Below are 26,722 nucleotides of genomic sequence, written 5' to 3'. Positions count from 1 at the left end.
CACCCGATGTCTTTTCAATCTTCCGCCCCGATCCCGGCTCGAGCCGGGATCGGACTGCGGTCGCATCACTATCGCGAGATATTGGAATCGCCGCCGCCAGTGGCCTGGATGGAGACCCATCCGGAGAACTATTTTGGCGAGGGAGGCGTCGCGCTCCGCATCCTTGAGCGGATTCGAGCCAACTACCCATTGAGTTTTCACGGAGTCGGGCTCTCGTTGGGTTCCACCGATCCGATCGACCGCGCCCATCTGGGTAAGTTCAAACTCTTGATCGATCGATTCGCACCGACGTTTGTCTCCGAACATCTGTCATGGAGTTCCGTTGGGGGGCGTTTCCTGAACGAGCTACTCCCTTTGCCCTCGACCGAGGAAAGCCTGAAACATGTCTGTTCACGGATTGACGAAGTTCAGACTGTCTTGCAACGGACCCTCCTGATCGAAAACATCACCCGGTACCTGACATGGCGGGGTTCCACAATCCCGGAGGGTGAGTTCATGGCCGAAGTCGTCAGGCGAACTGGCTGTGGGATTCTGCTGGATCTCAACAATGTCTATGTCAATGCCGTGAACTTCCATCTGGATCCTGTAAAATTTCTGGATGCGCTGCCGCGCGAGGCGGTGCACGAAATCCATCTGGCCGGCTTCGATCAGTCCGGGCGTGTCCTGGTCGATACGCATGGCCAGCCCGTCTATCCGGAAGTCTGGAGTCTCTATGAGTGGACCATCCACCACGTCGGTCCGCGTCCGACGCTGATTGAATGGGATACGAATCTCCCCCCGCTCTCGGTGCTAGTGGAACAAGCCATCCACGCCGATGCCGTTGTAGGAGCCTGTCATGTCCTCACTGCGTGAACTCCAGCACGCGTTCGCGGCATCGATTTCGGAAGGGACGTCATCTCCAGTCGCGGCGGAGCTGGTACTGGATAGGATGGCCCGGCGAAGCCTGGCCCTCTACCGACGACTCATCAGGAACAATTACGTCCACACGCTCACGATCACCTACCCGGTGCTGCGTCGGTTCATCGGCGACGCCTATTTCCACATCCTGGCGAGAGGCTATGTCAGGTGCTCTCCCTCGACCACCGGTGATCTGTTTCTCTACGGGTGCCACTTTCCCGCGTTTCTCAGCGAGTTGCAGCTTTCTCCCCTGTTGATCGAATTGGTACGACTGGAATGGGCCTGCCATGAAGCGTATCAGGCTGCCGATGCTCCACCGCTCTCCCATAACCAACTCGATGCCATCGCATCGGCCGATCCGTCGGACGTGACGTTCCGTCTGAACGCGGCTGTGCGACTGCATCGATTCTCCTTGCCGATCCAACGCGTGTGGGTGGCATTGCAACCGGACGCTCCGACGGACATCGGAGTCGACCTGCCGCTGCCGGACGAGGAAACCTGCGTCGTGGTCGTAAGGGCCGAAGGGAGAATCCGCGTGGAAACGCTCGCTGATCTCGACTACCGGTTGGTCGAAGCCATGGCCGATCGAAAGACCGTGGCCGAGATCGAGCAGATCGCCACACAGTGCGATCCCCGGTTTGACTTCAATCGCTTCATGGCATCCGTCCTCGCGCTAGGCCTGCTGAGCAGCATTGAGACGGAGGTGCGCTTATGAAAGAGGACGACGGATTCTTTGCATGGACGGTCAATCGTGCTGCTCTGATGTACGGTCGATTGGTCTGGGGGCTGGAGGCCTTGCTCCCGTTCTTCGACTTGTCCGTCCGTCTGTACCTGGCGCATATCTTCTGGAAGGGCGGGATGGTCAAGCTCTCCAGTTGGATGTCCACGGTGATGCTCTTCACCATGGTCTACGATGTGCCGTTGCTGTCGCCGGAGATGGCCGCTTACGTGGCCACCGCCGTTGAATTGGGCGGCTCGTTCCTGCTGGCCATCGGCCTGGCAGGTCGGTGGGCAGCCCTCTCGCTGTTCGGCCTCAATATCGTCGCTTCAATCTCGTACGGACAATTGTCTGATGCTGCGCTCCAAGAAGCGTTCTATGTCGGGATTTTGTTCCTATATTTCGTCCTACATGGACCAGGACTGCTCTCCGCCGACAGGCTGTTGAGCCACCTCATTCGACGTCGGCACTCGAAGAGCAATACCGAGTCCGATCTTTCCGAACAGACTGCTCCTCACCGTGTCTAGAATGCATCGGACGCAGAGAGGAAGGTGGGCTTGCCATGTAGGGATAACCGGGCAGGCTACGTGTGAAACAGGGAAGGTTGGGTGGGCTGGATCCTCGGACCACGTCTAAGCTCAAGTAGTTCCGTGGGAGGCAACTAATGGGTCTAGGGAGTTCCTTCGGACTGAGTGTCACACGGGTCCTCGGGTGCTTGCCTCTACATGCCTCGGAGGCCGCCGGCTTCTGTTTCCGGCGCACAGGCCTTCTCCAGCAGGAAATGCACGGGGCAGAACCCGGTGAATGCGCTCTGAATCAGAGTGACTCCGATCGCGCCAGGTAGGAATAGCCAAGCCGGATGCAGGCTATAGCCCAATGTGATACCAAGGGTGATCACCGCCCCGACGATCCCATCGTGGATTCGTCTCTTGGTGTGGTTCATGATCCATCCTCCCGTAAAGCTCTCCGTTGATGATTGCACGTTTCAATTCAATAGGAGAAGGTTGTTATTGTTGCTTCTTGGATTGAGCCAGAAGGATGGGTGACACCGTAGCGACCCGTCCTTGCTGATCGGTGGTAAAGAGATAGTGGTCATAAGCTCCAAATGCCTCCAAGGGAGGCGACTCGATTCTGAATTCCATATATTTTGCCCAAGAAGCGTACATCGAGTCGAGCGCCTCTAGAAACTCCTGCTTGGTCTTGAACGAATGTTCTGGGATAACCTGTCCAGCCGATGGTTCGTTCATGTTGCAATAGAGCCGGATCCGGAACACTGGGGAAGCAGGGAAACCCGCCACATAAGTTACGTCGAGCACATGTCGCTTGCAGGCTGCGCTGGCCGGCTGATTCTCAGGCTGCGTTGCGCCCGGCACGTTTTTGACCCCCATGTCGACCATGTAGTCGGCTAAACCGGAACCAAATACTTCGCCCATGGTCATGCCCGGACGAATGGCGTCATGGGATGCCATGAACAACTGGTAGCTCCGCTCCGAGCACTCAAGAATTCCGGCAGCCACGAGGCAACCAATGGCTACTGCTGAGGCCACCCGCGCCGCCACTGACACTGACCGGTTCGTAGGTAGGTGTTTGATTGGCATGACTCGAGACATGCAGTGCTCCTCAAATGGTCCGTCCCCGCATATAGATATGAACCCGTTGGTTCTTTCCGGAATATCTCCCACGGTCCTCGATACCCCCAGATCGAAACTTCCGACAGCGCGATGCCTTCAAATCCATCTGTTGCTTTCGTTAGGATACACCGGAATAGTTGTGTGTCAGCGTTCCCCTTTATAAAGTAATCATCGCCAAGTGGATATTCTCCGTACACAAACGCTTTCAGCGGATCATCTGTTCGGAATTCTTCGCTGGATGCCGTGCCAACCATGAACAGGAAGGCTAGACCTGCCAGGACGCTGAACATAGCGGCTTCTCCCTTGCTCTGTATCACAAGGATCTCCCTGCTGTGTTGCCTTCGAAAGTCCGCCGATGCACGGTTAAGCGATATTCAAAGTGCTTTCAACCAATCGTACAGCGGCTTTCCTTTCGCAAACTGATCAAGGCACATTCCCATAAATTCCGGGCCATAAACCTGTGTGGTTACAGGCAGACAATTCTCGACGTATAGGCCTTTGAGCTGCAAGAGATCGGCTCTGACGTGGTCGGTGGGGTATCCTCGAGGCACCTTCTGCAACGGTTCTCCTTGAAAACTTGCACCGTCGCGTCGCATCTTCTTCACCACAGCATCGAGGACTCGGCCCGTTTCAGTATCCATCACCGCCGCACGATACCGATCTAGGGTAGTACCTTCGAACTCCTTTTGCCCAATAGCAAAGAGAAGCTTCTCTGCCTCCAGCTGAACATAGAAAAATGGCGCCATGCAGTTCTTCGAGGCATTGTTGCTGAAGCGAATGCCAATGTGGGTCTTATAGGGCCTCTTGTCCTTGCTGAACCGAATATCTCGATGGATCCGGAAGACCTTGCCTTCCAGATGCTTGATGTCCTTGAACGTATGAATCAGGCAAGCGCACAGGGCAGAAACGAATTCCTGCACCGGTTGTTCGACCACGCGTCGGAATCGATCCTTGTTCGCATCAAACCAGGCTTTCCGATTATTAGACGACAAGTTGGAAAGAAATGAGAAGGTTTCTTTCGGGAACCCCAGAAATCCCGTCTGGTTTGTCGGCATCTTGTCCTCACGTTCTAAGACTCAACGTGTCTCGATCACGTACTGAATGAAGGGACCAGAAAAGTCTCCCTCCAAAGAATCACGCCACTTTCTCGCCCGGTTCGGCCATTGCCACAAACTCGGGATTCGGGTGAGTACCCGTCAGATGATTGCTGTAATTGGTTAACGTCTTGAGGGCGACTCCCATCACCACTTCGAACACTTGCGCGTTCGTATAGCCAGCATCGAGAAACTGCCGGACTCGCTGCTCGTGAATCCGGCCTCGCTGCTCGACCATCGCTTTGGTGAAATCCCGCAGCGCATTAAGTCTTGCGTCAGAAAGCGGAGCGAGTGCTACAAGCGCCTTCAGTGTCGTGTCATCGATTCCCGCCTTTCGACCCAGCGCGGCATGGACGGTCTTGCAATAGTTACAGCCGTTCACCACGCTGCTCGTGATCAGGATGACTTGCCGCTCGGCCTCTGTGAACGAGGTCTTATCGAACGCACCGCTCAGATTCAGCACAGCGTCGAGCGTCACCGGACTCTCCGCGAGGGTGGCGGCGAGATTGGGGATAAATCCGTATCGATCCTTTGCTTTTGCCAGCACTGCGGCTGCGCCCTTCGGCGCAGTTGCATCCGTGTGTTTCGTAAAGAGACTCATACCTGGCTCTCCTTTTCTATTTCAGCAGGTCCAGACACGCATAACGCGATCATGGTGCTTCTCACATCGCGCAAGCCATTCAAAAGCGTGTCTTCCTCTCGCCAAATTCGTTTGAGATCGAGGCAGGCGCGCTCGCCTGTGCCTCACGGGGCAGGTCAACGCCAAACACCACGGACTCGATGCGCAGGTCATGCAGCACGACGTTCTTTTCCGCATTGTGGTAGGACGTGATCTGAGACGGAACTTTGAGCCCATCGATCATTTTCCAGTCGCTGAATCCCATCATGCCGGCAGCTCCCTTCATCAGCTCGCGATCGGTCAATTGGAGGTAGGCAAGTTCATGGGTCAGGGGATCGACCCAGAGGACATACTGATTCGTGTCTTTCTGCGGCTCTGCCGTATGCCAGGTGGTGTAGATCAGGTCATATCGTTTCCCCCGTAGCGAGCCTTGCCCTCCATAGCGGATGACCTCAGCATTGGCGCTCCGGAACGGCAGCTGCAGTGCATAATTCATCGTGGCAACATAGAAATGAATCTTCTTCCCGGCTCCATAGTCAGGCTGATCGCCAAGGGCGGCTCGATACAGGGGCCAGTCCTGCATCACCCATTTCTCACCCTTGTTGGGGCCCTCCTGCATTTCGATAGACACCTGGTCCCCCCCGAGACTCGTTTGCCAACGCATCAACTGTCCGCTCTCCTTCTGCGGCATGAACATCAGCCTTCCCATCCAATGCTCCCAATGGTCCCGCGCCGTCACTTCCACCGTCTTGGCCTGCTTCCAGCGATCGAGGCCTCCGTGCGCGGTGATCACTTCCGTTAGGAGTTGTCGCCCGCGTGCGTCGGCGTCAAGCCTCGTAGTCGATTTGAGGGAATCTGGCCTGATATCAGCGAGACAACCAGACAGAATGCCTACGGCCAGGATGAGACATGTCGTAATACCCCTTCTCATAAGAACCTCCGTCGGGCGGTGAAGTGTGATGTGGAAATACCTATATAGTAGAACGATCGTTCTATATTGTGGCAAAAAAAGTTATGCCATAAGCGTCTGCTTGACGGTCCTTATGACCGCTTCGATGTGCGGCTTATGATCCTCGACCCGTCCATACAGCACCATGCCTTGGATCAGACAAAGGAGATAGTGTGCGAGCGCCACCGGATCTTTCTTAGCCGGGATCTCACCTGCTTTCTGCGCGGCACGTATGGCCCCTTCAAGGATGGTTTCCAACCTGGTGCAAAACTTCTCCACACGCCTGACGGCTCCCGTGCTGACCACTTCCTTCTCGACAAGGGTATTCATCATGAGACAACCGTTAAAATCAGGGTTCGTGGCATTCTTGATCACGCCTTGCAAGAAGGTCTCGATGCCCTGCATGTTCGGCTCGTCGATCAGCGGTCTAATGAAGGGCTCAAGCTCCTGTTGGCGATATTCCTCCAGAGCAGTTTCGTACAACCCATCCTTGCTTCCAAACTCTTTGTACAGGCTGGCGCTATTCAGCCCCGTTGTCTTGATGAGTTCACTCATCGATGTGGCTTCAAAGCCCTTCTTCCAGAACACGGAGATCGCCCGGTTCAACACGCCCCGCCGATCATATTCTTTGGTCCGTCCCATGGGGCACAATATACAATGATCGTTCTAGTATTGCAAGCCTTCCGTCGAAGGAGGCTTCTCGGTGCACCGTCCCCAAGATTGCGGACAGGACTGAGGCTCTCTGAGATCTTCCATCAAGGAACGTTCCGCCATAATGCCAGTTCAAGTGACTGCGCCTATTTCTCCTTACCCCAAAATGGCTCATGTTCAACTCCTCATGGCCGTGGGTTACGCTTGTCCTGTTTCGGCAAGCCGCTTGATGTTTATCAAGACTTCTTGCCGCAAGGATTGAAACTTCTTACGAATCATGAGCGCAATCATCATGCGGGCAAACTAATTCTGCGGCTCGAAGTAGGACGTATGGACGAGGTCAGTCCTCTGGGGGTCTACCGGCTTCAGCGCGAAGTCGAACCTAAAGTGTTTGAGCATCTGGAAACACCGAGAGAATCTTCGATCATGAGCCAACCCAACCGGTGCGGTTTTTCATATGCGACGCACCGTTCAACAACATGTCCACACTGCCCCTCAAGGTTTACGTCGCATCTTCGTACCGTTCCAAGAGACTCATGGTGACCATTGGTATGCTGTACCGCAGGCATCCACTGCGGAAGGAGTTGCGAGTGTCCAAGGATACCCCAGATGTGATCAGGAGCCACGTTGATGACGATCTCGTCTGCCCCTTGTACGACCCAGGTTTCAGAGTGTTCACTCATTTGATCCCTCCGTTTTTTCCCACTCGTTGAAGAACACCTCGACCAATTCCAATCACGCGTCTGCCGGGTCCTTGTTGCGGAACGATCATTCCACTCCCCGCAACGGTCCGATGAGAGGGAAGGGAAGGGACTGGCTGCCGATGAAGGACTAGTGACAAATCCAGCATTGCCACCTCCTTCCGCTCCCTGAAATAGGCCGGCTTGAACGTCTCACCGATGCCAGGCTATGCCCCTTCTATCGGAAGCCCGTTCATTCTCTACAAGGAAGAGGTAAAGCGAATGGCGTGACGGAGAAAGGTCTGGAGTGCGCGATCCGTCTTTAACCCGTCGGGGACCACATAGACATATCCCTTCATAGGGCGTCCGGTGAAATCCATTGGCCGCACATACGATCGTTTCAATGCCGATTGCGCTTGCTCAGCTCCAAGCCGCGCGACGAGATCGTGACCGAGCACACCACAGAACATTTTCCCCTTCAGCAAGAACGCCAGCCCACCAAACATCTTTCGCTCTGAAATCCCATCCTGTTTCTCCAGGAGTCGACGAACGCGCATGGCCAGATCCTGATCAAAGGCCATGTGCGTGCTCCCGTGGGGCAGGACCGTAAATCAGCCCAATCCCAACCCCGACAACTGTGAATTGAATGAGGTGAAAGGCAGTCTGCACCATCAGCCACGTGGACATGGAGGCGACGTGAATCTTCGCTGCGTTCGCCAGTGTCGAGACACTGAACATGAACAGACCCATCAGCAGCGCGAATTTGATCCCCTGGCCGATCGGGTGACCACCCTTGTTAAACGATGGGTAAAGATAGGCGATGATCAAGCCTTGAAGGAGCATGGAGGTAAATCCCAGCGGGATGATCGGCTCCTGCCGATTGTAGATCCCCAAGCTGTCATAGAGATCTTTAAACAGGATGAAATGCCATGTCATGCCCAAAACGAGCGTGATCGCTGCATAGACAAATGTGGCCAACAGAAATGTCCTCGTCATAAGCCCTCCTCTGTTGTGTGGAGCGAGAACGCCGTTGACAGATTACTTGTTAACTGCAAGTATTGGGAGGGTAGCACCATTACTTGTGTTTTGCAAGTATATGGTTGCGGTGGAGGCCATGCCTAAACCGTCATCCAAGAAGTGCCGACACACTGGATGTCCGATCGCGTTCACTCTCGATGTCCTCGGAGATCGGTGGACGTTGCTGATCATTCGCGATCTGATCTTTATGGGGAAACGGTACTATGGCGAGTTCTTGGACTCAGGCGAAGGTATTGCGACCAATGTGCTCGCCGATCGACTCAGTCGTCTTGAGTCTGAGGGGATTGTGTCCAAACGGGTCGATCCGAAGGATCAGAAGAAGTATCTCTATCAGCTGACGAACAAAGGGGAGGATCTGTTACCGGTGCTCCTTGAGGTAATTCTTTGGGGAGCCACGTATGACCCGAAGTCCGCAGCCCCCAAGGCCTTCATTGATCGGCTGAAGTCTGATCGATCAGCCGTGATACAAGAAACGCTTGCTCAGTTACGAGCCAAACAGCCCAAAGAGTCGAAGTAGTTCCGGTGTGACATGCCATTCGCAGCTAAAGAAACAGCAGAAGAACACGCTGCAGATCAGGGAGACAGTTTCTTGAGCACGATGTCTCCATAGTAGGCTTCTGCAAATTCGCCAGTGTTGTCAGTATCCGTCATGATGGCAATACCGGAAATCATCGGCGGCTCGTCTCCAAATGCCCGTTTGTAGTCGTCATAGACGTTGCGCTCTTCAGTCATCCAGGTATTGAGCTTGGTCGGCCCGCTTTCCACCACAATCATGTGCACTTGCTCGGTGTAGGGGTTGGGCACCGCCGTCCCCACCGGCGCCCGACTCTCCCAGATATAATTGAGGGCGCCGAGCGGTGGATAGCGCCCATAGATGAGTTTGGCCGCTTCGTATTTCGCCTTGCCAAAGAGGCCTACTTTCGCGCTGTCATATTGAAAGGTGACGTAGATGCGGGCTGGATAATCATCGCCCTCTTTCTTCGCCACATTGCCGGCGTTCAAGGTGTTCAACACTTTCCACTGCCATTGGAGGATGGGATATTCCTTCGGATCGATCAGAATTTCTTTCGTGTACCCCGACGAGGAGGCATGACTGGCGGCTTTGACGGCGACGCGCTCCCCATCGCGTACCAGGCTATAGGTCGTGTGTTGGGGAATTTTGGGAAAGGTGAGTGGTTTCCAGCCGTCCGGCCAGGGTCCACTCGGAGCAGTGGTCGAAAAGGGACCGACCTCTACGGTGGCGGAGGATCCGGCTTGTAGCCGGTTCGGATCGCCGAGGATCATCCCGACCACCACGAACGACGCGAGACCGACGAGCACGGAAGAAATAGACGGTGCCATAGGGTGAATCCTTTTCACGTGATGAAGTGAAACATCCTTGTTCACGGTACGCCACGCTATCGCCGCATCCAGGTAAACAATTTGATCAAGAGATCTTTGGTCCTCTGCGTGAAATGCGCTTTTCGCCAGAGATTGACGACTTTCTTGGTAACCTCAGCCTGTGTGGGATAAGGATGGATGGTCGCCGCGATTGTCTTGGCCCCTGCTCCTGCCTTCATGGCGACGGCAAATTCGCTGATCATGTCGCCGGCATGGCTGGCCACGATCGTCGCGCCAAGGATCGTATCGGTCCCCTTTTCGATGTGAATCCGCGCAAAGCCTTCGTCCTCTCCGTCCAGGATCGCCCGATCAACCTCGTCGAGCTTGTAGGTGTAGGTTTCGACTTCGATGCCTTTCTCTTTTGCATCCTGCTCGTACATCCCGACATGGGCGACTTCCGGTTCAGTGAACGTGCACCAGGGCATGACGAGCGAGTCGACACTGGCGTAGCCCAACCCAAACGGATGAGGAAACAACGCATTCTGGATGACGATCTGTGCCATGGCATCGGCTGCATGGGTAAACTTGTAGCGTGAACAGACATCGCCGGCCGCAAAGATCTTGGGGTTCGTCGTTTGCAATCGCGCGTTCACCGTGATCCCGTTCTTGTCATAGGCGACTCCCGCTGCTTGCAACCCAATCCCCTCCACGTTCGGTGTGCGTCCGACCCCGACAAGAATTTCGTCGACGGTCACATCGTACTGCTGGCCATGCGACCCGACCGTTAGGCGTTTGCCGCCCTCGGTCTTTCCGACCTGCAACTGTTTTCCACAACACAGCAGCTTCACTCCATCACGCACTATCTGGTGCTCGACAAGGTCCGCCGCGTCGCGGTCCTCGTTCGGCATGATGCCATGGGCCGCCTCGATCAAATAGACCTGACTTCCAAAGCGGGCGAACGACTGGGCCAGTTCGCATCCGATGGGACCGGCTCCGATCACACCGATTCGCTGTGGCAACTCAGTTAGAGAGAAGACGGTTTCGTTCGTGAGGTAGCCAGCTTCCTGCAGTCCGGGTGTTGGAGGAGCCGATGCTCGTGCGCCGGTGCAGACGGCGGCTTTCACAAACGTCAGGGTCCGATCACCCGCCGGTCCTTCGACTTGGATGGTATCGGGACCGGGAAAGCGCCCGCTGCCGATGTAGATGTCCACGCCGAGTGTGGTATAGCGATGAGCTGAATCGTTGTGACTGATCCGCGCGCGCAACTTTCTCATGCGCGCCATGACTGCGCCGAAGTCATATGTCACGCCGGCTGGGATATGCAGACCGAATTCCGTTGCTTTCCGGAGGTCGGCCCAGGCCCTGGCGGCTCGGATCACCCCTTTCGACGGCACACATCCCACATTCAGACAGTCTCCGCCCATGAGATGCTTTTCGATCAACGCAACTTTGGCCCCCAGGCTTGCCGCAACGACCGCTGTGATGAGTCCCGCCGTGCCGGCTCCAATGACCACCATGTTGTAGCGACCGGTCGGCTCTGGGTTGACCCAATCGGCAGGATGCACATTGGTGACGAGCTGCTGGTTGTACTCGTCATGGGGAAGAACCAACGACTGTCCATGCGCACTCATTGCAACGGTTTCTGAGACAGGCTTCATCATCGCGTAGCCCCATTTGTTATAAGTTATCGGTTGATCGATGACCTCTTCATGACGCCGGTTTGGTCGCAAACCTTTTATAGACGACCGGCACGAGGGCCAGCAGTCCCAAGAGGATAAAGGCGCCGATGACATTGGGCGATGCGATTTCCTTCAGTGAGTTGATGGTGCCGAGTTGGCGTCCCGCATAGGCATAGACGAAGGAACCAGGAATAATGCCGAGCGCGGTGGCTCCGATATAGGTTCCCGCGCTGACGCGAGTCAGCCCGGATACGAGGTTGACCACGAAGAACGGAAAGAGTGGAATTAGCCGGAGGGTCAGCAGGTAGCTGAACGCATTCTTGGCGAAGCCTTCTTGGAACGGTCTCAGCGAGTTCCCGAACTTCTGCTCCACGGTGTCCCGCAACACATACCGTGCGGTCAGAAACGCCAGGGTGGCGCCGGTTGTCGCCCCGAGATTGACGAACAGCGTACCAAGGACGGCACCGAACGCGAACCCTCCAGCCAACGTGAGAATGACCGCACCAGGCAGCGATAAGCCGGTGACGATCGCATAGGCGACAATGAAGATACCGACCGCTGCGACATAATTCGAGTCCGTAAATGCCAGCAGATGGTTCCGATTGTCTTTCAGGGCAGCTAACGATAAGAACCGTCCAAGATCAAAATAGAAGAACGCCCCGATGGCCAGTCCGATCACCAGAGCGATGATCACCTTGCCCGAAGGATGCGCCTTAGCGGGCGTAACGGGTAACGTGCCCTGATTCAAAGGGGGCATCGGATGGGGTGTGTCATTCTGAGGCTCGTCTACGCACTGTGTTTCCATGGACTGGACTCCCTTCGTGTGGCTGAGCGAAACCTGATGGAGGTTCTCCTGCACATCAGGCTTTCCGGAAGTATCACCTCTCAACATGACTTCACAATAACCGACGTGCCGTTGAGATTCTGTGAGCCAGTTCACAGTGTGATAGGTTGAGGACGGCCAGGAGAACAGCCCCATCACACGGCACGATGTCGTTGTTCTTTCGCACGAATGTGTCAGGTAGATGACAGACCCTTTTCGAACAGACGATGCCACCGAAGGACTGTGGCATCAAGAGATGTCTTGCCTTATGGTAGGTGAAATCATTAGACTTTCGGTCTGAACCGGCGGTAGAGCACATGGAACAGCCTTCCTCATCCACGAATAAGCTGTGGTACCTCAAGCACATTCGCTTGTTCGACGGGATCTCTTCGTCTGACATGCAAGAGATGGAGAAGATTACGCGTATGGAGGAAGTCAAGAAACGGCAGCCTCTCTATCTTCCCGGTGATCCGAGCAGCAGTGTGTATTTGCTGAAAAAGGGACGCGTCAAAATTGCCAACACGGCGCCAAACGGGAAAGAGGTCACGTTTGAAATCCTGGAGCCTGGCGAAGTCTTCGGTGAGTTGGAGGTGTTGGAAGATACCCCCCGCTCGACCTCAGCGGAGGCCCTTGATGACACACTGATTTGCGTGATCCCACGCAAAGACTTCGACCAGTATCTAGCGATGCGTCCGAACGTAACGGTGAAGTTGACCAAGCTTATCGGCCTACGGCTGAGAAAAATCCAGAGCCGCGTCGAAGACCTCGTCTTTCGGGATGTCCCGGCGCGTTTGGCCCATCTCCTATTAGAGTTGAGCAAGACCGATGGCGTGACAGACCAGCAGGGGATTCGCCTGAAGGCAAAGTTGACCCACCAAGAAATGGCGAACCTGATCGGCTGTAGCCGCGAAACCGTGAGCACCATCATCGGACAGTTTCGGGATCAAAGGCTCATCCAGATGGACGGACGAACGATCACCCTTCTGAAACCAGACACACTTTCTCGCCTCGCTTCCTGACCATTGTCTTCCGCCCTTCAGTCAGCCGGCTTCTTGCGGGCGATGGGATCAGACGCTGTTCCCATCACCTGCAAGGACCTAGACCCGTTGCCCAAGCCTAGGATTTCGGTTTCACAAGTTGAACCGAACGGGTCATGCCAAAGACAAAACTGGTTCCCTGCGCAAGGTTGTTGTTGGCATCCCGTGCCAAGGGAATTTGGGCCATAAAATACAATGAGGTCGCTTCCGTATATCGAGAGTTGAAGAGTTGTCCAATATCGAGTTGGAATCCTGGCGTATAGGCCAAGTAGGTCGATCCGGTATTCGGGACTCGTCGATCGAGGACGCGGGAGTCAATCACGATCGGTTCCTCCCCTGAAAACGGTGCGGCCGATTGCTCCAGATTGGCCGTGACGTTGTCGTGCGTGAGATAACGGAAGTTGAATTGCTGAGACAACACCAGCCAGGGGGTCGTGACCAGATTCACGCCGGCATTGAACTGATATTCGTCTCCAAACTGATACCCATCCCGATTGCGGAAGGTATGGCGATAGCTGGCGAAGGCGAACTGGCTCAACCGGTGGGGAATCAGCTCATAGGTTTGGTACATCGAACCGATGAGACCAACCTGGCCACGCCCCAGTTGCCCCGGGGATTCCAAAATCTGCCCTGAGCTGTCCCGTGCTTGGGTGTCTCCGGTCGGTAATTCCAGGCCGAACCCCATGACGATAGCGTGGCGAAGCGCCGGCAACACATTGTACTTGGCCGTGATCCGCACGTCGCCGAAGCCGTTATCTGAAAAGTTGACGGGCTCGCCGGCCTCCGTTGCCGACTCGCCGAGCCCATCGATGTGCAGATGCGTTCGCTTGAGATAGGGCACGGTCATTTGAAGAGCAAGCCGGTCCGTGAGGCCATAGTTCAAGTCGAGCGTATAGGTCTGGGTGATGGTTCGAATTTCCTGGTGGTGATCTAGAATCAACCGTTGCTGCGCCTGATCCGCCGCCGGAATAATCCCTGTGGCGCCGCTCAGCAACCGCATCGGAGTATAGTTGTAGATCCCACTCACCGTCAGCACGCCTTGTTGCGGGACCTGTTGCTGTGCTCCGATCACCACAAAGCAGCTCACGGCGCCACAGGAGGCCAGCGCCTCCGATCGGAGAAACACGGTGAGGAGTGCCAGGAAGAAAAGAAATGACACGTGTCGAGTCAATCGCATGGTACGAGCTCCTTCAATGGTCGGTTCGCGTCTTCCGCCGAAACGAAGACGTCCCGAGAGAATGACGAGAGCGCCCGCCCGTGATCCTCCCTGGGTGGACGTGCCAGGGGCACGGATACCAGTCCACGCGAGGTCGCACTCGGGCTGACGAACGATCTGTTGCTGAAACCGGTCAGGCCTCGGAGGGCGGTCCTCGGGTGAACGAGTGAGACGGTGGGACATTCCGCCTTGGGGGCGGATGGTTGCAGTCGAGAACCGCTGCCTCTGCAAGCTGAGCGCCGGCCAGGGAGAAGGAGGTATTCATGGCCTGACCGGCTGCACAGAACCAGGCACAGAGAGAATTCGAATGGCTGTTCGAGTGATGGTTCCCGTGCTCGAACTCGTGCACGATCAGGTGAGGGCCGACCAAGACGGTCGAGGCGAACAGCACCCCTGCCAGCACGATCATGAGAGGCAATCGGAATGGAGCGCACATAGACGGAGAGGTTCCTCAGTCAAAGAAGCCGTATCCACGATAAGGGCATCCATCGGCTTCTTGTCGTTTCTGGCGCCGTTCTACGAGAGATGGAAGAAAAGAACTGTGAGGTGGATTACAGTTTGCAACCAGCCCCAACCTATTAGCACCCCCATGCAAGAGCTGGGAAGGAGTGGCGCGGGTATTGTCTAGTGGAGCGAAGAGCTACGAGATTCCTTCTCCATTTCCTTGATCCCGTGTGAGTATCCGTCGTTCGGCCTCCAACCAATGCTCCACATCGTGTCCATGTTCACATCCGTGTTCACAAAAGAGCTGGTAGGCGAGAGCGCGGATGTCTTCTTGCGCTGCCTCACGGTTTGTCTCGGACGAGTTTCCTTTGTTGGCTTCTTTTTTCTTTTTGCTCATACACCCTCCTTCTTTGTGTAAGGTGGACCGAATGTTCCAGCTTACCCGTCCTTTTACCAGCCTTTTCAATCTGCTGGCTGTAAGGTACCTCACAATCATCGAGAGATTGCACCATGGTAGGGCCCAGGGGCTGAGGCGAGGCGGATGATAGAGAAGCGTGCCGAATCGATGGCTGTTGAGAGCAGGGCCTGCATTGCGGGGAAGTGGTGACGGCGGCGAGCACGGTCAGGATTGTTGGATAAAGCAGAAACCAAGACCACTGACACCCCTAGGTCAGTGGTCCCCCACAGGAATCGCATCGTGGGGCACCGTCTACAACAGGACATCCCGGCTGGCCGGGTGCAAGATGGACGTGAGCCGCCACCGGCATGTCGCCGCGCAGCAAACGAACCCAGCGCGCCGTGGGGTAGCGGAGCACCAGCTTCGGCAGGAGCAGCATCACCGTCACCATGGCCGTCCCCGACAGAATCATCAGCCACGCGCCTGAAATCACTTGACTGCCGGCATAGGTCAGCGCGAACGTCGGCGGAATCATCCCCACGAAAGTAACCAGGGCGAAGGTCCGGAGGGACATGTTCGTCAAGCCGGCGCCGTAACTGATCACGTCGAACGAGAAGAGCGGGACCAGCCGGGCCAGCAGAACAAAGATCGCCAGATGGCGGTCCGAACATCGTTCGCAAAATACAACATTGGTCCGCAGCAGTTTGGTGAGGATCTCCTGCCCCAACGTGCGTCCGATGAGAAAGCTCGCAATCGCGCCGATCTCTGCACCGATGACGGAGTAGGTTGTTCCCAGTATCGTTCCGAAAGTGGCGCCAGCAGCGATAACCAGGGGGAGATCGGGAAGCGGGCTGATGACAACAGAGGTCGTCATCAGCGCCATGAACAAGAGCGGTCCGAAGGGGCCGGCTGTGCGTAGCTGGTCGGCTACTTGCTCAGGCTTCAGCAGTTCTCCGAGATCAAGCCAGGATGCCACCGCGTAGATGCCGACCAGGACGGCGAGAAGTGCTCCGAGTTTCAGCCAACCGGTTCTTGTGGCCGCCATGCGGTCTCCCCTTCCGTCAAAAGAGCCCAGGTGTGAAGAATGAAAGCCCGACATAGGGCAGCACTCCGTTGATCCCGGTATTTCGGTCACCGAGATTCGAATTAGAGATATGGTGCAACCGCACGCCCATGGTCCAGGTGATCCGGTCCGTCACAAAATAATGCACCCCCGGGCCGGTCTCCAAGATGAACTCGAACTGTGTGCTCTGTTCAGGAATCCGCGGCGCCAAATTGGTCCAGATCATGCCCGCGCCGACATCCCAGAACGGCACCCATCGCCCAAACGACAGAAAATTGTATTTCAGGAGGAACGACCCTCCTGCCGCTTCCGCCGCAAACGGTTCGGTAAAGCGTGCGAACACGGGTTGAACTAAGAATTCGACGTTGCCTTGCCACCAGCCGGTTCCCAGGGGATCGGTCAAGACCACCCCGAGACGCGGCATCACAAAGACGGCGCTCCGGTTCGCGGAGGGGCCGTTTCCAACGACGGTCGTGCCCTGCGCATAGCCCAGCGCCCCGCCGATTTCTACCGTGCCTTTGGTCATCACATCGTGCGCTTCGAAGGAAGATTGCGCGCTCGCTACACGGCTCTCGACACCGCATGTAACGACGACGAATGTCACTATGGATAACAAGACGCCGATTTGTCGACGCCGCTCATGTCTCAGCATTATTACGCTCCTTGCGCAGCCACAACGTAGCTCCACCCATACAACAGGGTCTTCATTCGCATGGCCATTCACGCCTACTTTTTATCCCTCATTGGATGATGGCATGGTACGGCACATTCATGTCGCAGGTCTGTGATGTGTCTTACAGAGCAGGTGTGGTCAGGATTGAGCCGAGTCCGGCACGGGCGGGCATGACCGGCAGATCAACGGAACCCAAAAACCCTTTGCGAACGGATTGACATAGGACCATCCCAGACGACGATACGTCTGCTCTGGAATGCCGATGTCAGCTAGGAAGAGCTGTCCAGTTCGTTCAGGCAGCAGACCGGTCTTGGGGAGAGCCAGCGTCATGGTCCAATGGGGCTGGATACAGTCTCCAGGCCTGTGACCGGTTGTAGCGTCCAATCCCGACGGCACGTCGAGCGCCAGAATCGGCATGCCCGTGCCGTTCGACCACCGAATCAAGTCAGCGACCGGACTTCTTGGGGCGGAACGGAGTCCGTATCTGATCAGGCCGTCGAGGATCAGATCGACCGGTTCCGCGCTCAAGGAGGCGTCGTCGATTTCTCTGCCCTGTGTGGACCGGAAGATTGTTCGTTGAAATGCCGGAACATCTTCAAGGCGGTCAGGCTCAGCGAGGCAGAGTCTGACGTTGATACCGTGATTGGCCAGGTGGCGAGCGGCGCAGATTCCTCCTCCGCCATTGCCTCCACTCCCAGTCAGCACGACGATGCGCGATGGCGAGCAGCGCCAGGTTGCGCCCGGCGTTCTCCATCATTTGAAACAGGTTGGGTCCGGTCGCTTCGCTGGCGAGGCGGTCCCCTTCCCGCATCTGCTCCGCCGTCACCGCGGGAACTTCGACTCCCGTGTCCGTGAAGAATCGCATGGTGTTCGTTGTGACCGTCATTCTGTATAGACCAGCAGCTGCGCGCCGATGATCAGGATGAAGATTCCCCAAGCTCGTGTCATTCAGAGACCGCCGTTTCCGCAGAGATTGTCTGTCGCGTCTCTAGGAGATGCATAATGGCAACAGCACCCCTCAGTAGCCCTCCGTTCCAACGACGAACGAGCCGAAGATAATTCACATCCCCATAGCTAGGATCCAGGCGAATCGCCTGGCGGTAGTTTTGGAGTCCCTTGTCGACGGAGCCAGAGGAGAAGCATCCTAGCCCCAGGCCAGCCCAGGCACTGGCAATGGAAGCATCCTGGCTCACTGCGGTCTGCCATTGCACGATGGCAGACTCCAATTCCCCATGTTCGAACAAGGCGAACCCGAGATTGCTCTTGGCTACGGCATTGTTCGGGCTCAAACGGACGGCGGTGGAGAACTCCCCAATAGCACCAACGTAATTCCCTTGGACATACAGGACCATCCCAAAATAATTATGTGGGGTAGGGCTTTTCGGATCGAGTCGAATCGCCGTTCGAAGCTCCTCGGAGGCTTTGGGGAGATCTCCCAGCAAAAACAGCAGCGCCCCCAGTTTGTTATGTAAGTTGGCTACTTCGTGTGGGCTGTAGATGACGTTTGTCTCCCCACGCTGAGTCACGAGTTGGTCGGGGCTTGATATGTCCAAGCGGGTTGCACACCCGACACTGATCAGAGACAGTCCCGCAAACGCCGATGCAACAATGTGAAGTTTCATCATATCGAACTCCTGTCGGTCACCTGCCTGAACTAAGCCAGATTTCTTCGAGTTGCTAAATAATCCCGGATTCCGCAGTGGAAACAATGACTTTTGTTCTGTGCCGTTTCGACCAGCAGAAATCTGTTCTGCACTCCCGTTTCAAGATTTCTCACTCCGTTCACATGACAAAGGACATAATGGCTGATCGTCTGATTGATACACGGGGTGATCGCTGGTGTCTGCTCCGGACGTCGTTTGAGCAGTGTCCCTAACCCGCATAGTAAGAAGTGAATACCTGTGTGTCCGGATGAAACGCGTACCATGCGAACCAGAAGGCCATCACGGAGAGGATTGGCTTCCCCTGTTCGTCGACCACCGAGGCGCTGCGAGACGCTGCGTTGTAACGTACGGTCACTCGCTGTCCGTTCACCTGGTCGGCCACGGGTGACGACACCTTGTTCAGTTCCAGAAAGGGATAGGCTTTAGTGACGCCATCAATCTCGAGACCGACCACCCATTCCTTGGGGTGGTAGCGGGAATCGACATGGGTAATGTCGAAAAACAGCTCGGAGCTTTCGCCATACCCTGCGTAAGGATCGCGATCGTAGTTGTGGAACGACCCGGTTCGTGCCGAGAGGACGACGGTAGAGGGATGAGCGGTGCGCCAGTCCCTCCAGATCGTATGTTCTATGAACATCGGCCTGAGCTTCTCTCCCGTCAGCGGTCCGGAAACGGCATGCATGCCGACTTGCGACCAGAGGCTCTCCGTCTGATGGTCGTACATGAGCAGATCGCTTTGATAGAGCAGGCCGGAGACGCCGAAGGTATGTCTCCGTCCCTGCACCTCAGCCTCGAAGGCCATGCCGGTGCCACAGAGGGGGCAATAGGTAACGACGACGGCCTTCCCCCCGATCATGTCGTTGACGATTTCATGCCAATTGAGGATTTTTATCGGATACGCCTTGGCCTCCGAGCCTGCTGTGAGTCCGAGCACTCGGTCGTCGTCACGGAGAAATGTGGAATCTGAGCCCGAGATGAACTTAGGAGTCAGGATGGCCGGTATGCCGTCCTTCCCAGGCCCCCCGTCAACGAACTGGTCCAGTGGAACGCTGTGGCGTGACAGATCAAAGGTGGTGGTCGGGATCTTTCTGAATCCCAGCCAGGCCATGAGGATCAACAGGGCACCACCTGCGAGAAGCAGCACCCAGCGCCACTGCGGAGAGGTGAGACGGTGCCACCAGGTCGTGTTCACGGGCGACGCGAAAGTCATAAGTGCACTGCGATCTGCCAGCTGAATACGTGGCTCATATCGGTCGTCTCAGAGCAGGAGAAGTGAGCACGGTCATCGTTCCCGATAGTATCGTTGCAGGGGTGTTGTGAAGAGGCACACGGTCGGACAGATATCGGTCAAAGGTTTGAACAATTCGAATCGTCGACACAATGGCCTCGCATCTCCGAGGGCCCACAGCACTCAGACAGAAGGCATGTGGTAGTGCGGCGATCTGGTATAGTCCACTCGCATTTGTGGTGATGGCCAATGCCACGATTCGCCTGGTTCGAGCATCGAGGACATCAAGGTCGACGTCGTCCCTGAATAGTTCCCAGGCCGCCTCGAGATAGGCTGGTCTCGCCTGAAGCGCGGCAAACAAGTCGGGAACAAACGAAATGCCGAAGGTCTCGGTAATGTCTACGAGGACTGTCTCAGCGGCCAGGCGGCGGGATCGTTCAGCACCGCATTCAGCTCGCTCAGCGTGTTCGGTCGTTGTGCTGTGTTGTACCATAGCCTTCGCCACATGAAGGGGTACACCGGTCATCGCAAACCTTTTACTGGTCTAGCTGAGTCCACTCCCCTACTTTTCGGAGTAACCACTCTTTCTTCGGCACACCTGTTGCCACGGTCTGGCCATTGATGACGACGACTGGCAGGACCGAAAAGCCCAGTCTTTCAATGTCTTTCTCCGCTAGCTGATGAACCGTCACGGCCCATGTTGGATACTGTTCAAGGACGTCCGTCGCAAGTGATAGGATTGATTGCTCTGACAAGCATCTGTCGTGGAAATAGAAGTCAACTCGCCGCATGTGCACAGCATAGATTGGTCGGTCCAAATGAATCTGTAAGCTGGGTTACAGGACGGGAAGGATCAATAAGACTCTCAACAATGAGGGCAGCCATGCGCATGAGATATCTCCCAGTCGGGTTGTCGGTAGAAGGGCATCTGCGCACGCCACTCCCCTTTCGACTTCCTTTCAATGGATGCAACCGTAGGAATGGAAGTTCGTGCCCCCTGATCGTTTCAGCCTGGTATAACCGGAACAACGTGGCCTTGATCGAAACCACCATGTCCGGCGACAGCTTCCTTGGGGGTTGTCTTTAACAAATGATTCAGCCTTCGGTGTCCGAACCCGCTTAAGCTGTAGGGTGTAGCGCATCACTGCTCACGGTAAGGAGTCACGAGCGAGAATTAATTTTGTACAAGTAGGTATGTTTCATCTGCAACTGTACGGGCGGGGACGTCACCGGTGTGATAGAGACTCTCGTATTGAGTTCACCATCTCAGTCGGTAATGGTCGTGTCGGCTTGAAGGATCATGGAGAATTCCGGGATCTCCGAGAGTGAAAGGACCGTCTGGGGATACGATGACGCGCGGAGCCCCGTCAGATTTGCGTCACCGCATCTTCCGTCCCCTCGAGCAACTTCTGCACTTCCACCACATACATCTCTGTGGTGGCGTCATGCTGATGCTGCATCATCTTCTGAACCCACGTCGGATTCGCCTCGTTGAGCAGCGCAAAGGTGGGCGTCGAAAGGCGCAAACTCTGCACGACGATGCCCAGCTTCTTGACGCCCGCCAAGAGCAGACGTTCGGTCATGATCCAGTTGATGGAGCGAGTACTGGGGTTCTCACACGACGGGTACAGCCGAGATCTTCAACTCTGTGTCGCGCCAGCGGGTTCGACAAGGCGTCAAGAGCTAGCCCTGACTGAGTTGCTTGACTTGTCGGGCTCGTTTGTTTTCCAGCTCCTTCGTCAGTTTCAAAATATGCTCCCGAAGCTCCGTGATGGATTGGGATGCTGTACAGGCCTGCTGGATCTGGCGCATGGTCGCAAGCTCTTCCCGAATAATGGAATCGACGAGTTTGTGAACGGTCTCGGTGGGGCTGAGCGGAGGGGTTTCGTTCTCGCGTTGGAGGAGTTCTGTAAAAATCGCTTGTTGCTCGTCCTCGGTCAACGTTGGAACGGTTGTGATGAAAAATTCGTCGATTGCGGCATCGTTTGTGGGGTCGATGCCATATTTGCGGGCGATATCGGCAAAGACGTACATGGATGTCGGCATGAGAAAGTCTACCTCTCTAGCGCCATGAGGTCAACGACTGAGAAAACGAGAGGGCCCCAGCCTCGTCAAAATAGAAATACCCTTTGGCACCGCGACCTTGGAGAATTGTGCGCATGAGCGTCGGGGGGAGGGACCCGTCAGGCAGTGCTGTCATACCGTACTGCGAGTAAAGGGAGAGCAGCTTGACACCTCCTTTGGGGTCTGCATGGAGGCCCATTCTGCCGTGATACCCACCCTGTACTGACTCCTGAATCGTGAGGTCCAGCGCGATTTTGCCGATCTCGTGTGGCTCGATCGAGGTTGGTTGGCCAAAGTGGTTGGTGAGATGGTGTGCGAGGATCTTGCCCGGGGCGCTTGCGCAATACCAAAGGTAGGAGGCGTTTTGCTGATTGCCTCCGAGGTACACGTAGTGGCGGACAGCATAGGTGAGCCCACATACGATCGGCTGACCTTGAGAATCGCGGACCGATCTGAACGTGACTGCAAAGCCAGCCGGGGCTTGATGCCGAAATAGCACGCCGTTGAGGCCAGACATGATGCGCTTCCATCGCCATCCACGGTCAGCTCGTTGGGGCATCTGATTAATAATGGGTTGAACGTTTGCATCCCACCACGTCAGGTGGGTGTCGTTGGCGGATGGAATGGACTGAATACTCACATCGATTGTCCCGTTCGCAGGCTGTGAGAGGGGTATCCGTATGATCGGGAGTGTCGAGGGGGGCATGATGGTGCTTATGCGGGATGTTGTGTCATGTCCGCTCGATAAGGCGCTTGCTGTGTGAGGAACACATGTAATTGTGTAGCTTGCTGAGATCTTCTTGTCAATGCCGCCAGCCCTGGGGCCGATCAAGTGGGCCCAGATCGCTTCCTCCGTTTTGTTGTTCAAGTCTTGTCACGAAGCCTCCGCGGGCGCTCTGGCATCGTCAGTCTGATCAAGGACCGATGTGCCCGTTCTTGCTTAGATCTGCGTGACCGCCTCCTCCGCCCCTTCCAACAACCGCTGCACTTCTTCGACATAAATCTCGGTGGTCGCATAGTGCTGGTGCCGCATCATCTTCTGGACCCGCGTGGGATTCGCGTCATTGAGGAGGGCAAAGGTGGGGGTGGAGTGCCGCAGACTATGGACGACGATGCCGGGCTTCTTCACTCCGGCCAAGAGCAAACCCTCTGTGATAATCCGACGAATGGCGCGGGTCGAGAGCGGCTGCCCGGCTGGCGTCACGATGTTCCCGCCGCGATCGACACAGGCCGTGGTCGCAAAGAGCGGATCCGATCCCTGCGGCGGTCCAGGTCTGAGTGCGAGATACGTCTGGATGCGGTCGTACACCTCCTTGAGCACCTGCACGGACTCATCGGCGGATGGCCGCCCCTTTCCATGCACCCACAATTTCCATTTGTCGCCCGGCACATGTTCTTGGAGATGGTCAATCCGCGCCCGGCTGACTTCAATCGTCCGCAGGCCCGTCTTCAGCATCAAATAGGCCATCGCGACGTTGCGGGCCCGTTGCAGCTCCGATTTCCGTGGATCGGATTCGAGCGCGGCGAGTAACGCCTTGGCATCCGCCACCGGCAAATGCCGCCGCGTGTGCTGCCGACTGCACGGCCAGCCTTGGACGAAGTCGGCCGGATTGACCAAGCCGGGGTGGAGCGGCACGAGCCAGTGCAGAAACTGGCGGACGGCCGTCAGATACCCGTTCTTCGTGCGCGGATTCGGAAACCGTCGATCCAGGGAGACGCGATAGGCGTCGAGGCACGCGCGATCGAGGCGCCGCAGAACGCTCTGCTGCTCCAGCCACGCGATGAATGCCCGACCCCGTTTCAGATAGGTGCGGGCTGTGGTCGCAGAGGGTTTCTGCGCCGCGAGTTGTCGCGCAAATTCGTCGAGGTAGACCCGTAAACCAATCAGCGTGGATGACGACAACTGGAGACAGACGGGCGGGAGTTCGCGCCCGGCCCGTCGGAGCCCCGTCGTGGCGAGCGGGACCAACGCATCCGGCTGACGTAGCTGTGGGAGCCCCGTCTCAGGCAGGGCCGACACCAGATCCATCGACTGACACTCCTTATACTAGGTGATCGATCAGACCGGGTCGGCAATCCGACGCCTGGGTCCGCCTCGTCCCTCCCTCGCCCTCTATATAATGGGAGTGGTCCGATTGGGGCGGCCCCAGCGACCCCCCAGGAGTCGATTGTCTGCCGACCCCATTTCACCCATCTCTGACCCGTCCGTGCCCACCCTACCCCAGCCGATCCGAAAAGACAAGGTATCCGAGAAGGACACAATCCCGGATGCTAAGAGCGCGTCCGACTCCAGGTCCACGGCCTTTGTCCTAGAATTCCAACCATTGACACTATACTAGGACAAAGTGTATAGGATGCTTCGCGCGGCCTTTCACGTGATGATTCAAGACGATCGCGTCCGATTATCGGAGCGCGCACGGCGTGGTTGAGAGCGGTGGATCCTGGAATTAGCACCGCAGCCTGGCCACGGTCGTCACGATGTACGGATGGCTGCCCGACTCAGACCGCTCGCATTCGGCACCCTCTCCGCGTGTAGCGAGGAGCCTGACCGGACATGCACCCTCGGAATGGTAAGACGATGATCGACGCCCCGACCCAACACATCAGTGAACGCATCTCAGACGAGGACCTGCGGGCGGCCTGTGAGACGCCCCTTGCCTATCTGGCCATTCTGCATCGGTATCTCGATGGCGGATTATCGGCCTTGGGGGCGCCGGCGCAGCTGATTTTCCTCCACCTCATGAAGGAGACGCTCGCACGCGGCCGCCGCACCGTGCGGATCACGATTCGGACGTTGGTGGAGAAGACGGGCTTGAGCAAGGAGACGGTCACGGCGGCGCTGCGGACGCTGGCGAATCCCAAGGTGGATCTGATCAATGTCGTCTCGCGTGGAGGCCCGCACACGCCCGCGCAGTATGAAGTCCGGTGGTATACGTATCGGAAGACCTTCCCAGGGTCGGTGCCGGTGCGTACACGGCTGCGTGTTGCGGGCAGTACCGGCTCACTCGAAAACCGCTTGAAGGAGTTGACGCCGGAGGAACGCGAGAAACTGGAACTGTCCTATCTGTCCCTGCCCCCCAAGGAACGGCAGGAACTCGAGGAGCGCGTCATCAGCCGATTACAGGAGCTGGGGCTCACGGTCGAGAAACACCTCTTTCATCAGCTGGTGCTCTTCGAAGTCATGCGGTCCTGCATGTACCATTATATGAAGAAACACCATCCGAATGCGTTCTCGTTTCATCCGGTCGTCTGAGCGCGACGCCAGCCCCTTCGCCACTCCACGCCTGTCTCCTCTGTGTCGCAATCGTCATTCCCCTGCGAACTCCCCGGCACATGCTTCGTTCTCCGCCGAGGATGCACGACCATGTCCCACAGTTGCGCGCGCGCAACTGTGAATCATTTCCCACTTCTTCAGAAACGATGGCGATCTTCGCGTCATCGCTCGTAACCGACAAGTGCCGCGCTATGAATATGCCGCATGGGTTATCGCTCGACAAAGATGCAAGCTGCCATCGACTTCTCTTCCGTTGTTCAATACATTCAATCTTTCACAGTTGCGCGCGCGTAACTCTTCTTCCCATTCCATTGGCGATCTCGTCGGCTGCTATGAATGATGAAAAGCGTTGAAAGCTTCTCTCACGATAGTGCAATGTTTGTTCAGAAAGTATGATTTATAGAATCTTTCTCAGTTGCGCCCGCGCAACTGCTCCGGCGTGTTAGCCCTAGAGTTCCCTCGACCGCGCGTGGGACGCCTGGGCTAGATGGTGACGACCTGCCTTAACGACTGTCGTGGGAATGGGAGGAGGGTATGACGAGTTGCGCGCGCGCAACTGAGAAATGTTTTTCTCGTGATATCTACGATAGGGCAAGTCTAGCGTCATGCCGATCATATGACTGCATGTTCGACAAACACTGGGCCTATCTTAGACTTGGGTGTTGCAATTATCGCCTCACACGTATATCTTCCCGGTCTAATTGTGGTCATCGCTTGGAGGGCATACTAGATGAAGACTATTTCTGTCATCAATCAGAAAGGTGGAGTCGGAAAAACCACGACGGTTGTTAACATGGCGGCGGCGTTGGCCCGCCTGGGACATCCTGTGTTGGTCATCGATCTTGATCCGCAAGCCAATGCTTCGACGACATTGGGAAAGATGGATCCTTACGAAGTAAAATTCACATCCGCGAATCTCTTATTAGACAAAGCCAGCACGGTGGCCGCGCCGTGGCATGAGACCATCGAAGAAGACGTGCGACTGATCTATGGGCATGTCGGGTTGACCCGCGTGGATCGTGAACTCCAGAAGATTCATATGCTGACCCCTGGGTCCGCCCTGAAACGTCGCTTGAGTCAATTGGCGATCGGTCCAGATGAGATCGTCTTGATCGATTGTGCGCCGAGTCTGTCGTTCCTGACAGTCAATGCGTTGGTGGCGTCCGACCATTTCATCGTGCCGATGGAAAGCGGCTCGAAATACAGTCTCGACGGGTACGCGGATTTGGAAGAAGTAATCAAGGACGTGTCGCAAGACGAAGTGAACCCGCATCTGTCATGTTTGGGAGTATTGATTACCAAGCACGATGGCCGAAAAAACGTGTGTAAGGCCATGAGGAACGCGATTGAAAAGCGGTTTGGGCCGTTGGTGTTTCACACGGCGATCGCCTCGTCGGCGCGGATTCAGGATGCCGAGGTCATGAAGAAGACGATCTTTCAATCGGATCGTCAGAGTACCGGGGCGCGGGATTATATGCAGTTTGGGCGGGAAGTGCTGGAGCGGCTGCATTTGAAACCCTTGCGAGAGTTTGCCGATGAACTGGTGGCGAGTGAGGCGTAGCC

General features: G+C 56.2%; 31 protein-coding genes and 1 pseudogene. 7 read left to right on the top strand and 25 right to left on the bottom strand.

Annotation, left to right across the window (positions count from 1 at the left end; genetic code table 11):
- Window positions 1–6 precede the first annotated feature (6 nt).
- The 3 genes from H8K03_22140 to H8K03_22130 are packed head-to-tail and all read left to right on the top strand — an operon-like array spanning window position 7 to window position 2,142.
- Entirely contained in the window at window positions 7–852 is an 846-nt protein-coding gene (locus H8K03_22140) for a DUF692 domain-containing protein (protein UVT22773.1), read from the top strand.
- Complete coding sequence (locus H8K03_22135) at window positions 836–1,612, top strand: putative DNA-binding domain-containing protein (protein UVT22772.1); 777 nt, start codon at window positions 836–838, stop codon at window positions 1,610–1,612. Before H8K03_22140 ends, H8K03_22135 begins: the two co-directional genes overlap by 17 nt.
- A 47-nt stretch (window positions 1,613–1,659) precedes the next feature.
- Window positions 1,660–2,142: a DoxX family protein gene (locus H8K03_22130; protein ID UVT22834.1), complete on the top strand. Its 483-nt coding sequence runs from the start codon at window positions 1,660–1,662 to the stop codon at window positions 2,140–2,142.
- A 194-nt stretch (window positions 2,143–2,336) separates the two neighbouring features.
- On the opposite strand, the gene H8K03_22125 is transcribed toward H8K03_22130, so the two are convergent.
- From H8K03_22125 to H8K03_22085, 9 genes are all read right to left on the bottom strand, one after another.
- Window positions 2,337–2,558 carry a DUF2892 domain-containing protein gene (locus H8K03_22125; protein UVT22771.1) on the bottom strand — a complete coding sequence of 74 codons (222 nt, stop codon included), beginning with the start codon at window positions 2,556–2,558 and terminating at the stop codon, window positions 2,337–2,339.
- Window positions 2,559–2,622: 64 nt separating this feature from the next.
- Window positions 2,623–3,225 carry a hypothetical protein gene (locus H8K03_22120; protein UVT22770.1) on the bottom strand — a complete coding sequence of 201 codons (603 nt, stop codon included), beginning with the start codon at window positions 3,223–3,225 and terminating at the stop codon, window positions 2,623–2,625.
- A gap of 395 nt (window positions 3,226–3,620) precedes the next feature.
- Window positions 3,621–4,301 (bottom strand): DUF2461 domain-containing protein, encoded by a 681-nt coding sequence (locus H8K03_22115; GenBank protein UVT22769.1) that lies wholly within the window; start codon window positions 4,299–4,301, stop codon window positions 3,621–3,623.
- A 79-nt stretch (window positions 4,302–4,380) separates the two neighbouring features.
- A complete protein-coding gene (locus H8K03_22110; protein UVT22768.1) occupies window positions 4,381–4,941 on the bottom strand; it encodes a carboxymuconolactone decarboxylase family protein in 561 nt (186 codons plus the stop codon).
- A gap of 79 nt (window positions 4,942–5,020) precedes the next feature.
- A complete protein-coding gene (locus H8K03_22105) occupies window positions 5,021–5,890 on the bottom strand; it encodes a hypothetical protein (GenBank protein ID UVT22767.1) in 870 nt (289 codons plus the stop codon).
- An 81-nt stretch (window positions 5,891–5,971) separates the two neighbouring features.
- The gene (locus tag H8K03_22100) at window positions 5,972–6,550 is read right to left on the bottom strand and encodes a TetR/AcrR family transcriptional regulator (GenBank protein UVT22766.1); all 579 of its coding nucleotides are present in this window, start codon (window positions 6,548–6,550) and stop codon (window positions 5,972–5,974) included.
- A 374-nt stretch (window positions 6,551–6,924) separates the two neighbouring features.
- Window positions 6,925–7,242: an SRPBCC family protein gene (locus tag H8K03_22095; GenBank protein ID UVT22765.1), complete on the bottom strand. Its 318-nt coding sequence runs from the start codon at window positions 7,240–7,242 to the stop codon at window positions 6,925–6,927.
- A 257-nt stretch (window positions 7,243–7,499) separates the two neighbouring features.
- Window positions 7,500–7,820, bottom strand: a complete 321-nt coding sequence (locus H8K03_22090) for a TfoX/Sxy family protein (GenBank protein UVT22764.1) — start codon at window positions 7,818–7,820, stop codon at window positions 7,500–7,502.
- Window positions 7,810–8,235: a DUF1761 domain-containing protein gene (locus H8K03_22085; protein ID UVT22763.1), complete on the bottom strand. Its 426-nt coding sequence runs from the start codon at window positions 8,233–8,235 to the stop codon at window positions 7,810–7,812. Before H8K03_22085 ends, H8K03_22090 begins: the two co-directional genes overlap by 11 nt.
- Before the next feature lie 118 nt (window positions 8,236–8,353).
- Here H8K03_22085 and H8K03_22080 point away from each other — a divergent pair, with 118 nt between their 5' ends.
- On the top strand, window positions 8,354–8,794 hold the full coding sequence (locus H8K03_22080; protein ID UVT22762.1) for a helix-turn-helix transcriptional regulator: 441 nt from the start codon (window positions 8,354–8,356) through the stop codon (window positions 8,792–8,794).
- A gap of 56 nt (window positions 8,795–8,850) precedes the next feature.
- Here the strand turns inward: H8K03_22080 and H8K03_22075 are convergent, their stop codons facing one another.
- The 3 genes from H8K03_22075 to H8K03_22065 all read right to left on the bottom strand — a co-directional run bounded on the left by H8K03_22075 (window position 8,851) and on the right by H8K03_22065 (window position 12,033).
- Complete coding sequence (locus H8K03_22075) at window positions 8,851–9,561, bottom strand: DUF3047 domain-containing protein (protein ID UVT22833.1); 711 nt, start codon at window positions 9,559–9,561, stop codon at window positions 8,851–8,853.
- A 113-nt stretch (window positions 9,562–9,674) separates the two neighbouring features.
- Window positions 9,675–11,228 carry a mercuric reductase gene (locus H8K03_22070; protein ID UVT22832.1) on the bottom strand — a complete coding sequence of 518 codons (1,554 nt, stop codon included), beginning with the start codon at window positions 11,226–11,228 and terminating at the stop codon, window positions 9,675–9,677.
- A 76-nt stretch (window positions 11,229–11,304) separates the two neighbouring features.
- On the bottom strand, window positions 11,305–12,033 hold the full coding sequence (locus tag H8K03_22065) for a TVP38/TMEM64 family protein (GenBank protein ID UVT22831.1): 729 nt from the start codon (window positions 12,031–12,033) through the stop codon (window positions 11,305–11,307).
- Window positions 12,034–12,416: 383 nt separating this feature from the next.
- On the opposite strand from H8K03_22065, the gene H8K03_22060 reads away from it, so the two are divergent.
- The gene (locus H8K03_22060; GenBank protein ID UVT22761.1) at window positions 12,417–13,118 is read left to right on the top strand and encodes a Crp/Fnr family transcriptional regulator; all 702 of its coding nucleotides are present in this window, start codon (window positions 12,417–12,419) and stop codon (window positions 13,116–13,118) included.
- A gap of 97 nt (window positions 13,119–13,215) precedes the next feature.
- On the opposite strand, the gene H8K03_22055 is transcribed toward H8K03_22060, so the two are convergent.
- The 13 genes and pseudogenes from H8K03_22055 to H8K03_21995 form a co-directional block, all read right to left on the bottom strand.
- Complete coding sequence (locus H8K03_22055; GenBank protein ID UVT22760.1) at window positions 13,216–14,313, bottom strand: transporter; 1,098 nt, start codon at window positions 14,311–14,313, stop codon at window positions 13,216–13,218.
- Between the two features lie 172 nt (window positions 14,314–14,485).
- Window positions 14,486–14,788, bottom strand: coding sequence for a hypothetical protein (locus H8K03_22050; GenBank protein UVT22759.1), 303 nt, complete (start codon window positions 14,786–14,788; stop codon window positions 14,486–14,488).
- A gap of 204 nt (window positions 14,789–14,992) precedes the next feature.
- Entirely contained in the window at window positions 14,993–15,193 is a 201-nt protein-coding gene (locus H8K03_22045; GenBank protein UVT22758.1) for a DUF2934 domain-containing protein, read from the bottom strand.
- Window positions 15,194–15,461: 268 nt separating this feature from the next.
- Window positions 15,462–16,238 (bottom strand): TVP38/TMEM64 family protein, encoded by a 777-nt coding sequence (locus tag H8K03_22040; GenBank protein ID UVT22757.1) that lies wholly within the window; start codon window positions 16,236–16,238, stop codon window positions 15,462–15,464.
- Window positions 16,239–16,254: 16 nt separating this feature from the next.
- Entirely contained in the window at window positions 16,255–16,908 is a 654-nt protein-coding gene (locus H8K03_22035) for an acyloxyacyl hydrolase (GenBank protein ID UVT22756.1), read from the bottom strand.
- A 159-nt stretch (window positions 16,909–17,067) separates the two neighbouring features.
- Window positions 17,068–17,794: pseudogene (locus H8K03_22030) on the bottom strand (NAD(P)H-hydrate epimerase).
- 79 nt (window positions 17,795–17,873) lie between these two features.
- Entirely contained in the window at window positions 17,874–18,554 is a 681-nt protein-coding gene (locus H8K03_22025) for a tetratricopeptide repeat protein (GenBank protein ID UVT22755.1), read from the bottom strand.
- Window positions 18,555–18,801: 247 nt separating this feature from the next.
- Window positions 18,802–19,701 (bottom strand): DUF3179 domain-containing protein, encoded by a 900-nt coding sequence (locus tag H8K03_22020; GenBank protein UVT22830.1) that lies wholly within the window; start codon window positions 19,699–19,701, stop codon window positions 18,802–18,804.
- A 136-nt stretch (window positions 19,702–19,837) separates the two neighbouring features.
- Window positions 19,838–20,347, bottom strand: a complete 510-nt coding sequence (locus tag H8K03_22015; GenBank protein UVT22754.1) for a hypothetical protein — start codon at window positions 20,345–20,347, stop codon at window positions 19,838–19,840.
- A gap of 841 nt (window positions 20,348–21,188) precedes the next feature.
- Window positions 21,189–21,404, bottom strand: a complete 216-nt coding sequence (locus H8K03_22010) for a hypothetical protein (protein UVT22753.1) — start codon at window positions 21,402–21,404, stop codon at window positions 21,189–21,191.
- 100 nt (window positions 21,405–21,504) lie between these two features.
- Window positions 21,505–21,867: a hypothetical protein gene (locus tag H8K03_22005; protein ID UVT22752.1), complete on the bottom strand. Its 363-nt coding sequence runs from the start codon at window positions 21,865–21,867 to the stop codon at window positions 21,505–21,507.
- Window positions 21,868–21,883: 16 nt separating this feature from the next.
- Complete coding sequence (locus H8K03_22000) at window positions 21,884–22,402, bottom strand: hypothetical protein (GenBank protein UVT22751.1); 519 nt, start codon at window positions 22,400–22,402, stop codon at window positions 21,884–21,886.
- A gap of 423 nt (window positions 22,403–22,825) precedes the next feature.
- The gene (locus H8K03_21995; protein ID UVT22750.1) at window positions 22,826–23,914 is read right to left on the bottom strand and encodes a tyrosine-type recombinase/integrase; all 1,089 of its coding nucleotides are present in this window, start codon (window positions 23,912–23,914) and stop codon (window positions 22,826–22,828) included.
- 525 nt (window positions 23,915–24,439) lie between these two features.
- Here H8K03_21995 and H8K03_21990 point away from each other — a divergent pair.
- Both H8K03_21990 and H8K03_21985 read left to right on the top strand, forming a co-directional pair.
- Complete coding sequence (locus tag H8K03_21990) at window positions 24,440–25,138, top strand: hypothetical protein (protein UVT22749.1); 699 nt, start codon at window positions 24,440–24,442, stop codon at window positions 25,136–25,138.
- 751 nt (window positions 25,139–25,889) lie between these two features.
- Entirely contained in the window at window positions 25,890–26,720 is an 831-nt protein-coding gene (locus H8K03_21985) for a ParA family protein (GenBank protein UVT22748.1), read from the top strand.
- Window positions 26,721–26,722: the final 2 nt, after the last annotated feature.

The organism is Nitrospira sp., from assembly GCA_024760545.1.
GTDB lineage: Bacteria > Nitrospirota > Nitrospiria > Nitrospirales > Nitrospiraceae > Nitrospira_D.
The sequence above is the reverse complement of the archived record's forward strand: the minus strand, read 5'-3'. Positions and strand labels throughout refer to the sequence as shown.

What these genes read in the sequence shown, in the direction of transcription:
- H8K03_22090 (UVT22764.1), bottom strand. Translation starts at nt 7,820, where the DNA reads ATGGCCTTTGATCAGGATCTGGCCATGCGCGTTCGTCGACTCCTGGAG.
- H8K03_22065 (UVT22831.1), bottom strand. Translation starts at nt 12,033, where the DNA reads ATGCCCCCTTTGAATCAGGGCACGTTACCCGTTACGCCCGCTAAGGCG.
- H8K03_22135 (UVT22772.1), top strand. Translation starts at nt 836, where the DNA reads ATGTCCTCACTGCGTGAACTCCAGCACGCGTTCGCGGCATCGATTTCG.
- H8K03_22015 (UVT22754.1), bottom strand. Translation starts at nt 20,347, where the DNA reads ATGACCGGTGTACCCCTTCATGTGGCGAAGGCTATGGTACAACACAGC.
- H8K03_22085 (UVT22763.1), bottom strand. Translation starts at nt 8,235, where the DNA reads ATGACGAGGACATTTCTGTTGGCCACATTTGTCTATGCAGCGATCACG.
- H8K03_22025 (UVT22755.1), bottom strand. Translation starts at nt 18,554, where the DNA reads ATGATGAAACTTCACATTGTTGCATCGGCGTTTGCGGGACTGTCTCTG.
- H8K03_22070 (UVT22832.1), bottom strand. Translation starts at nt 11,228, where the DNA reads ATGAGTGCGCATGGACAGTCGTTGGTTCTTCCCCATGACGAGTACAAC.
- H8K03_22020 (UVT22830.1), bottom strand. Translation starts at nt 19,701, where the DNA reads ATGGCCTGGCTGGGATTCAGAAAGATCCCGACCACCACCTTTGATCTG.
- H8K03_22115 (UVT22769.1), bottom strand. Translation starts at nt 4,301, where the DNA reads ATGCCGACAAACCAGACGGGATTTCTGGGGTTCCCGAAAGAAACCTTC.
- H8K03_21985 (UVT22748.1), top strand. Translation starts at nt 25,890, where the DNA reads ATGAAGACTATTTCTGTCATCAATCAGAAAGGTGGAGTCGGAAAAACC.
- H8K03_22100 (UVT22766.1), bottom strand. Translation starts at nt 6,550, where the DNA reads ATGGGACGGACCAAAGAATATGATCGGCGGGGCGTGTTGAACCGGGCG.
- H8K03_21995 (UVT22750.1), bottom strand. Translation starts at nt 23,914, where the DNA reads ATGGATCTGGTGTCGGCCCTGCCTGAGACGGGGCTCCCACAGCTACGT.
- H8K03_22005 (UVT22752.1), bottom strand. Translation starts at nt 21,867, where the DNA reads ATGCCGACATCCATGTACGTCTTTGCCGATATCGCCCGCAAATATGGC.
- H8K03_22055 (UVT22760.1), bottom strand. Translation starts at nt 14,313, where the DNA reads ATGCGATTGACTCGACACGTGTCATTTCTTTTCTTCCTGGCACTCCTC.
- H8K03_22080 (UVT22762.1), top strand. Translation starts at nt 8,354, where the DNA reads ATGCCTAAACCGTCATCCAAGAAGTGCCGACACACTGGATGTCCGATC.
- H8K03_22050 (UVT22759.1), bottom strand. Translation starts at nt 14,788, where the DNA reads ATGTGCGCTCCATTCCGATTGCCTCTCATGATCGTGCTGGCAGGGGTG.
- H8K03_22010 (UVT22753.1), bottom strand. Translation starts at nt 21,404, where the DNA reads ATGACCGAACGTCTGCTCTTGGCGGGCGTCAAGAAGCTGGGCATCGTC.
- H8K03_22140 (UVT22773.1), top strand. Translation starts at nt 7, where the DNA reads ATGTCTTTTCAATCTTCCGCCCCGATCCCGGCTCGAGCCGGGATCGGA.
- H8K03_22035 (UVT22756.1), bottom strand. Translation starts at nt 16,908, where the DNA reads ATGCTGAGACATGAGCGGCGTCGACAAATCGGCGTCTTGTTATCCATA.
- H8K03_22125 (UVT22771.1), bottom strand. Translation starts at nt 2,558, where the DNA reads ATGAACCACACCAAGAGACGAATCCACGATGGGATCGTCGGGGCGGTG.
- H8K03_22105 (UVT22767.1), bottom strand. Translation starts at nt 5,890, where the DNA reads ATGAGAAGGGGTATTACGACATGTCTCATCCTGGCCGTAGGCATTCTG.
- H8K03_22120 (UVT22770.1), bottom strand. Translation starts at nt 3,225, where the DNA reads ATGTCTCGAGTCATGCCAATCAAACACCTACCTACGAACCGGTCAGTG.
- H8K03_22130 (UVT22834.1), top strand. Translation starts at nt 1,660, where the DNA reads ATGTACGGTCGATTGGTCTGGGGGCTGGAGGCCTTGCTCCCGTTCTTC.
- H8K03_21990 (UVT22749.1), top strand. Translation starts at nt 24,440, where the DNA reads ATGCACCCTCGGAATGGTAAGACGATGATCGACGCCCCGACCCAACAC.
- H8K03_22045 (UVT22758.1), bottom strand. Translation starts at nt 15,193, where the DNA reads ATGAGCAAAAAGAAAAAAGAAGCCAACAAAGGAAACTCGTCCGAGACA.
- H8K03_22040 (UVT22757.1), bottom strand. Translation starts at nt 16,238, where the DNA reads ATGGCGGCCACAAGAACCGGTTGGCTGAAACTCGGAGCACTTCTCGCC.
- H8K03_22000 (UVT22751.1), bottom strand. Translation starts at nt 22,402, where the DNA reads ATGTCTGGCCTCAACGGCGTGCTATTTCGGCATCAAGCCCCGGCTGGC.
- H8K03_22060 (UVT22761.1), top strand. Translation starts at nt 12,417, where the DNA reads ATGGAACAGCCTTCCTCATCCACGAATAAGCTGTGGTACCTCAAGCAC.
- H8K03_22075 (UVT22833.1), bottom strand. Translation starts at nt 9,561, where the DNA reads ATGATCCTCGGCGATCCGAACCGGCTACAAGCCGGATCCTCCGCCACC.
- H8K03_22110 (UVT22768.1), bottom strand. Translation starts at nt 4,941, where the DNA reads ATGAGTCTCTTTACGAAACACACGGATGCAACTGCGCCGAAGGGCGCA.
- H8K03_22095 (UVT22765.1), bottom strand. Translation starts at nt 7,242, where the DNA reads ATGAGTGAACACTCTGAAACCTGGGTCGTACAAGGGGCAGACGAGATC.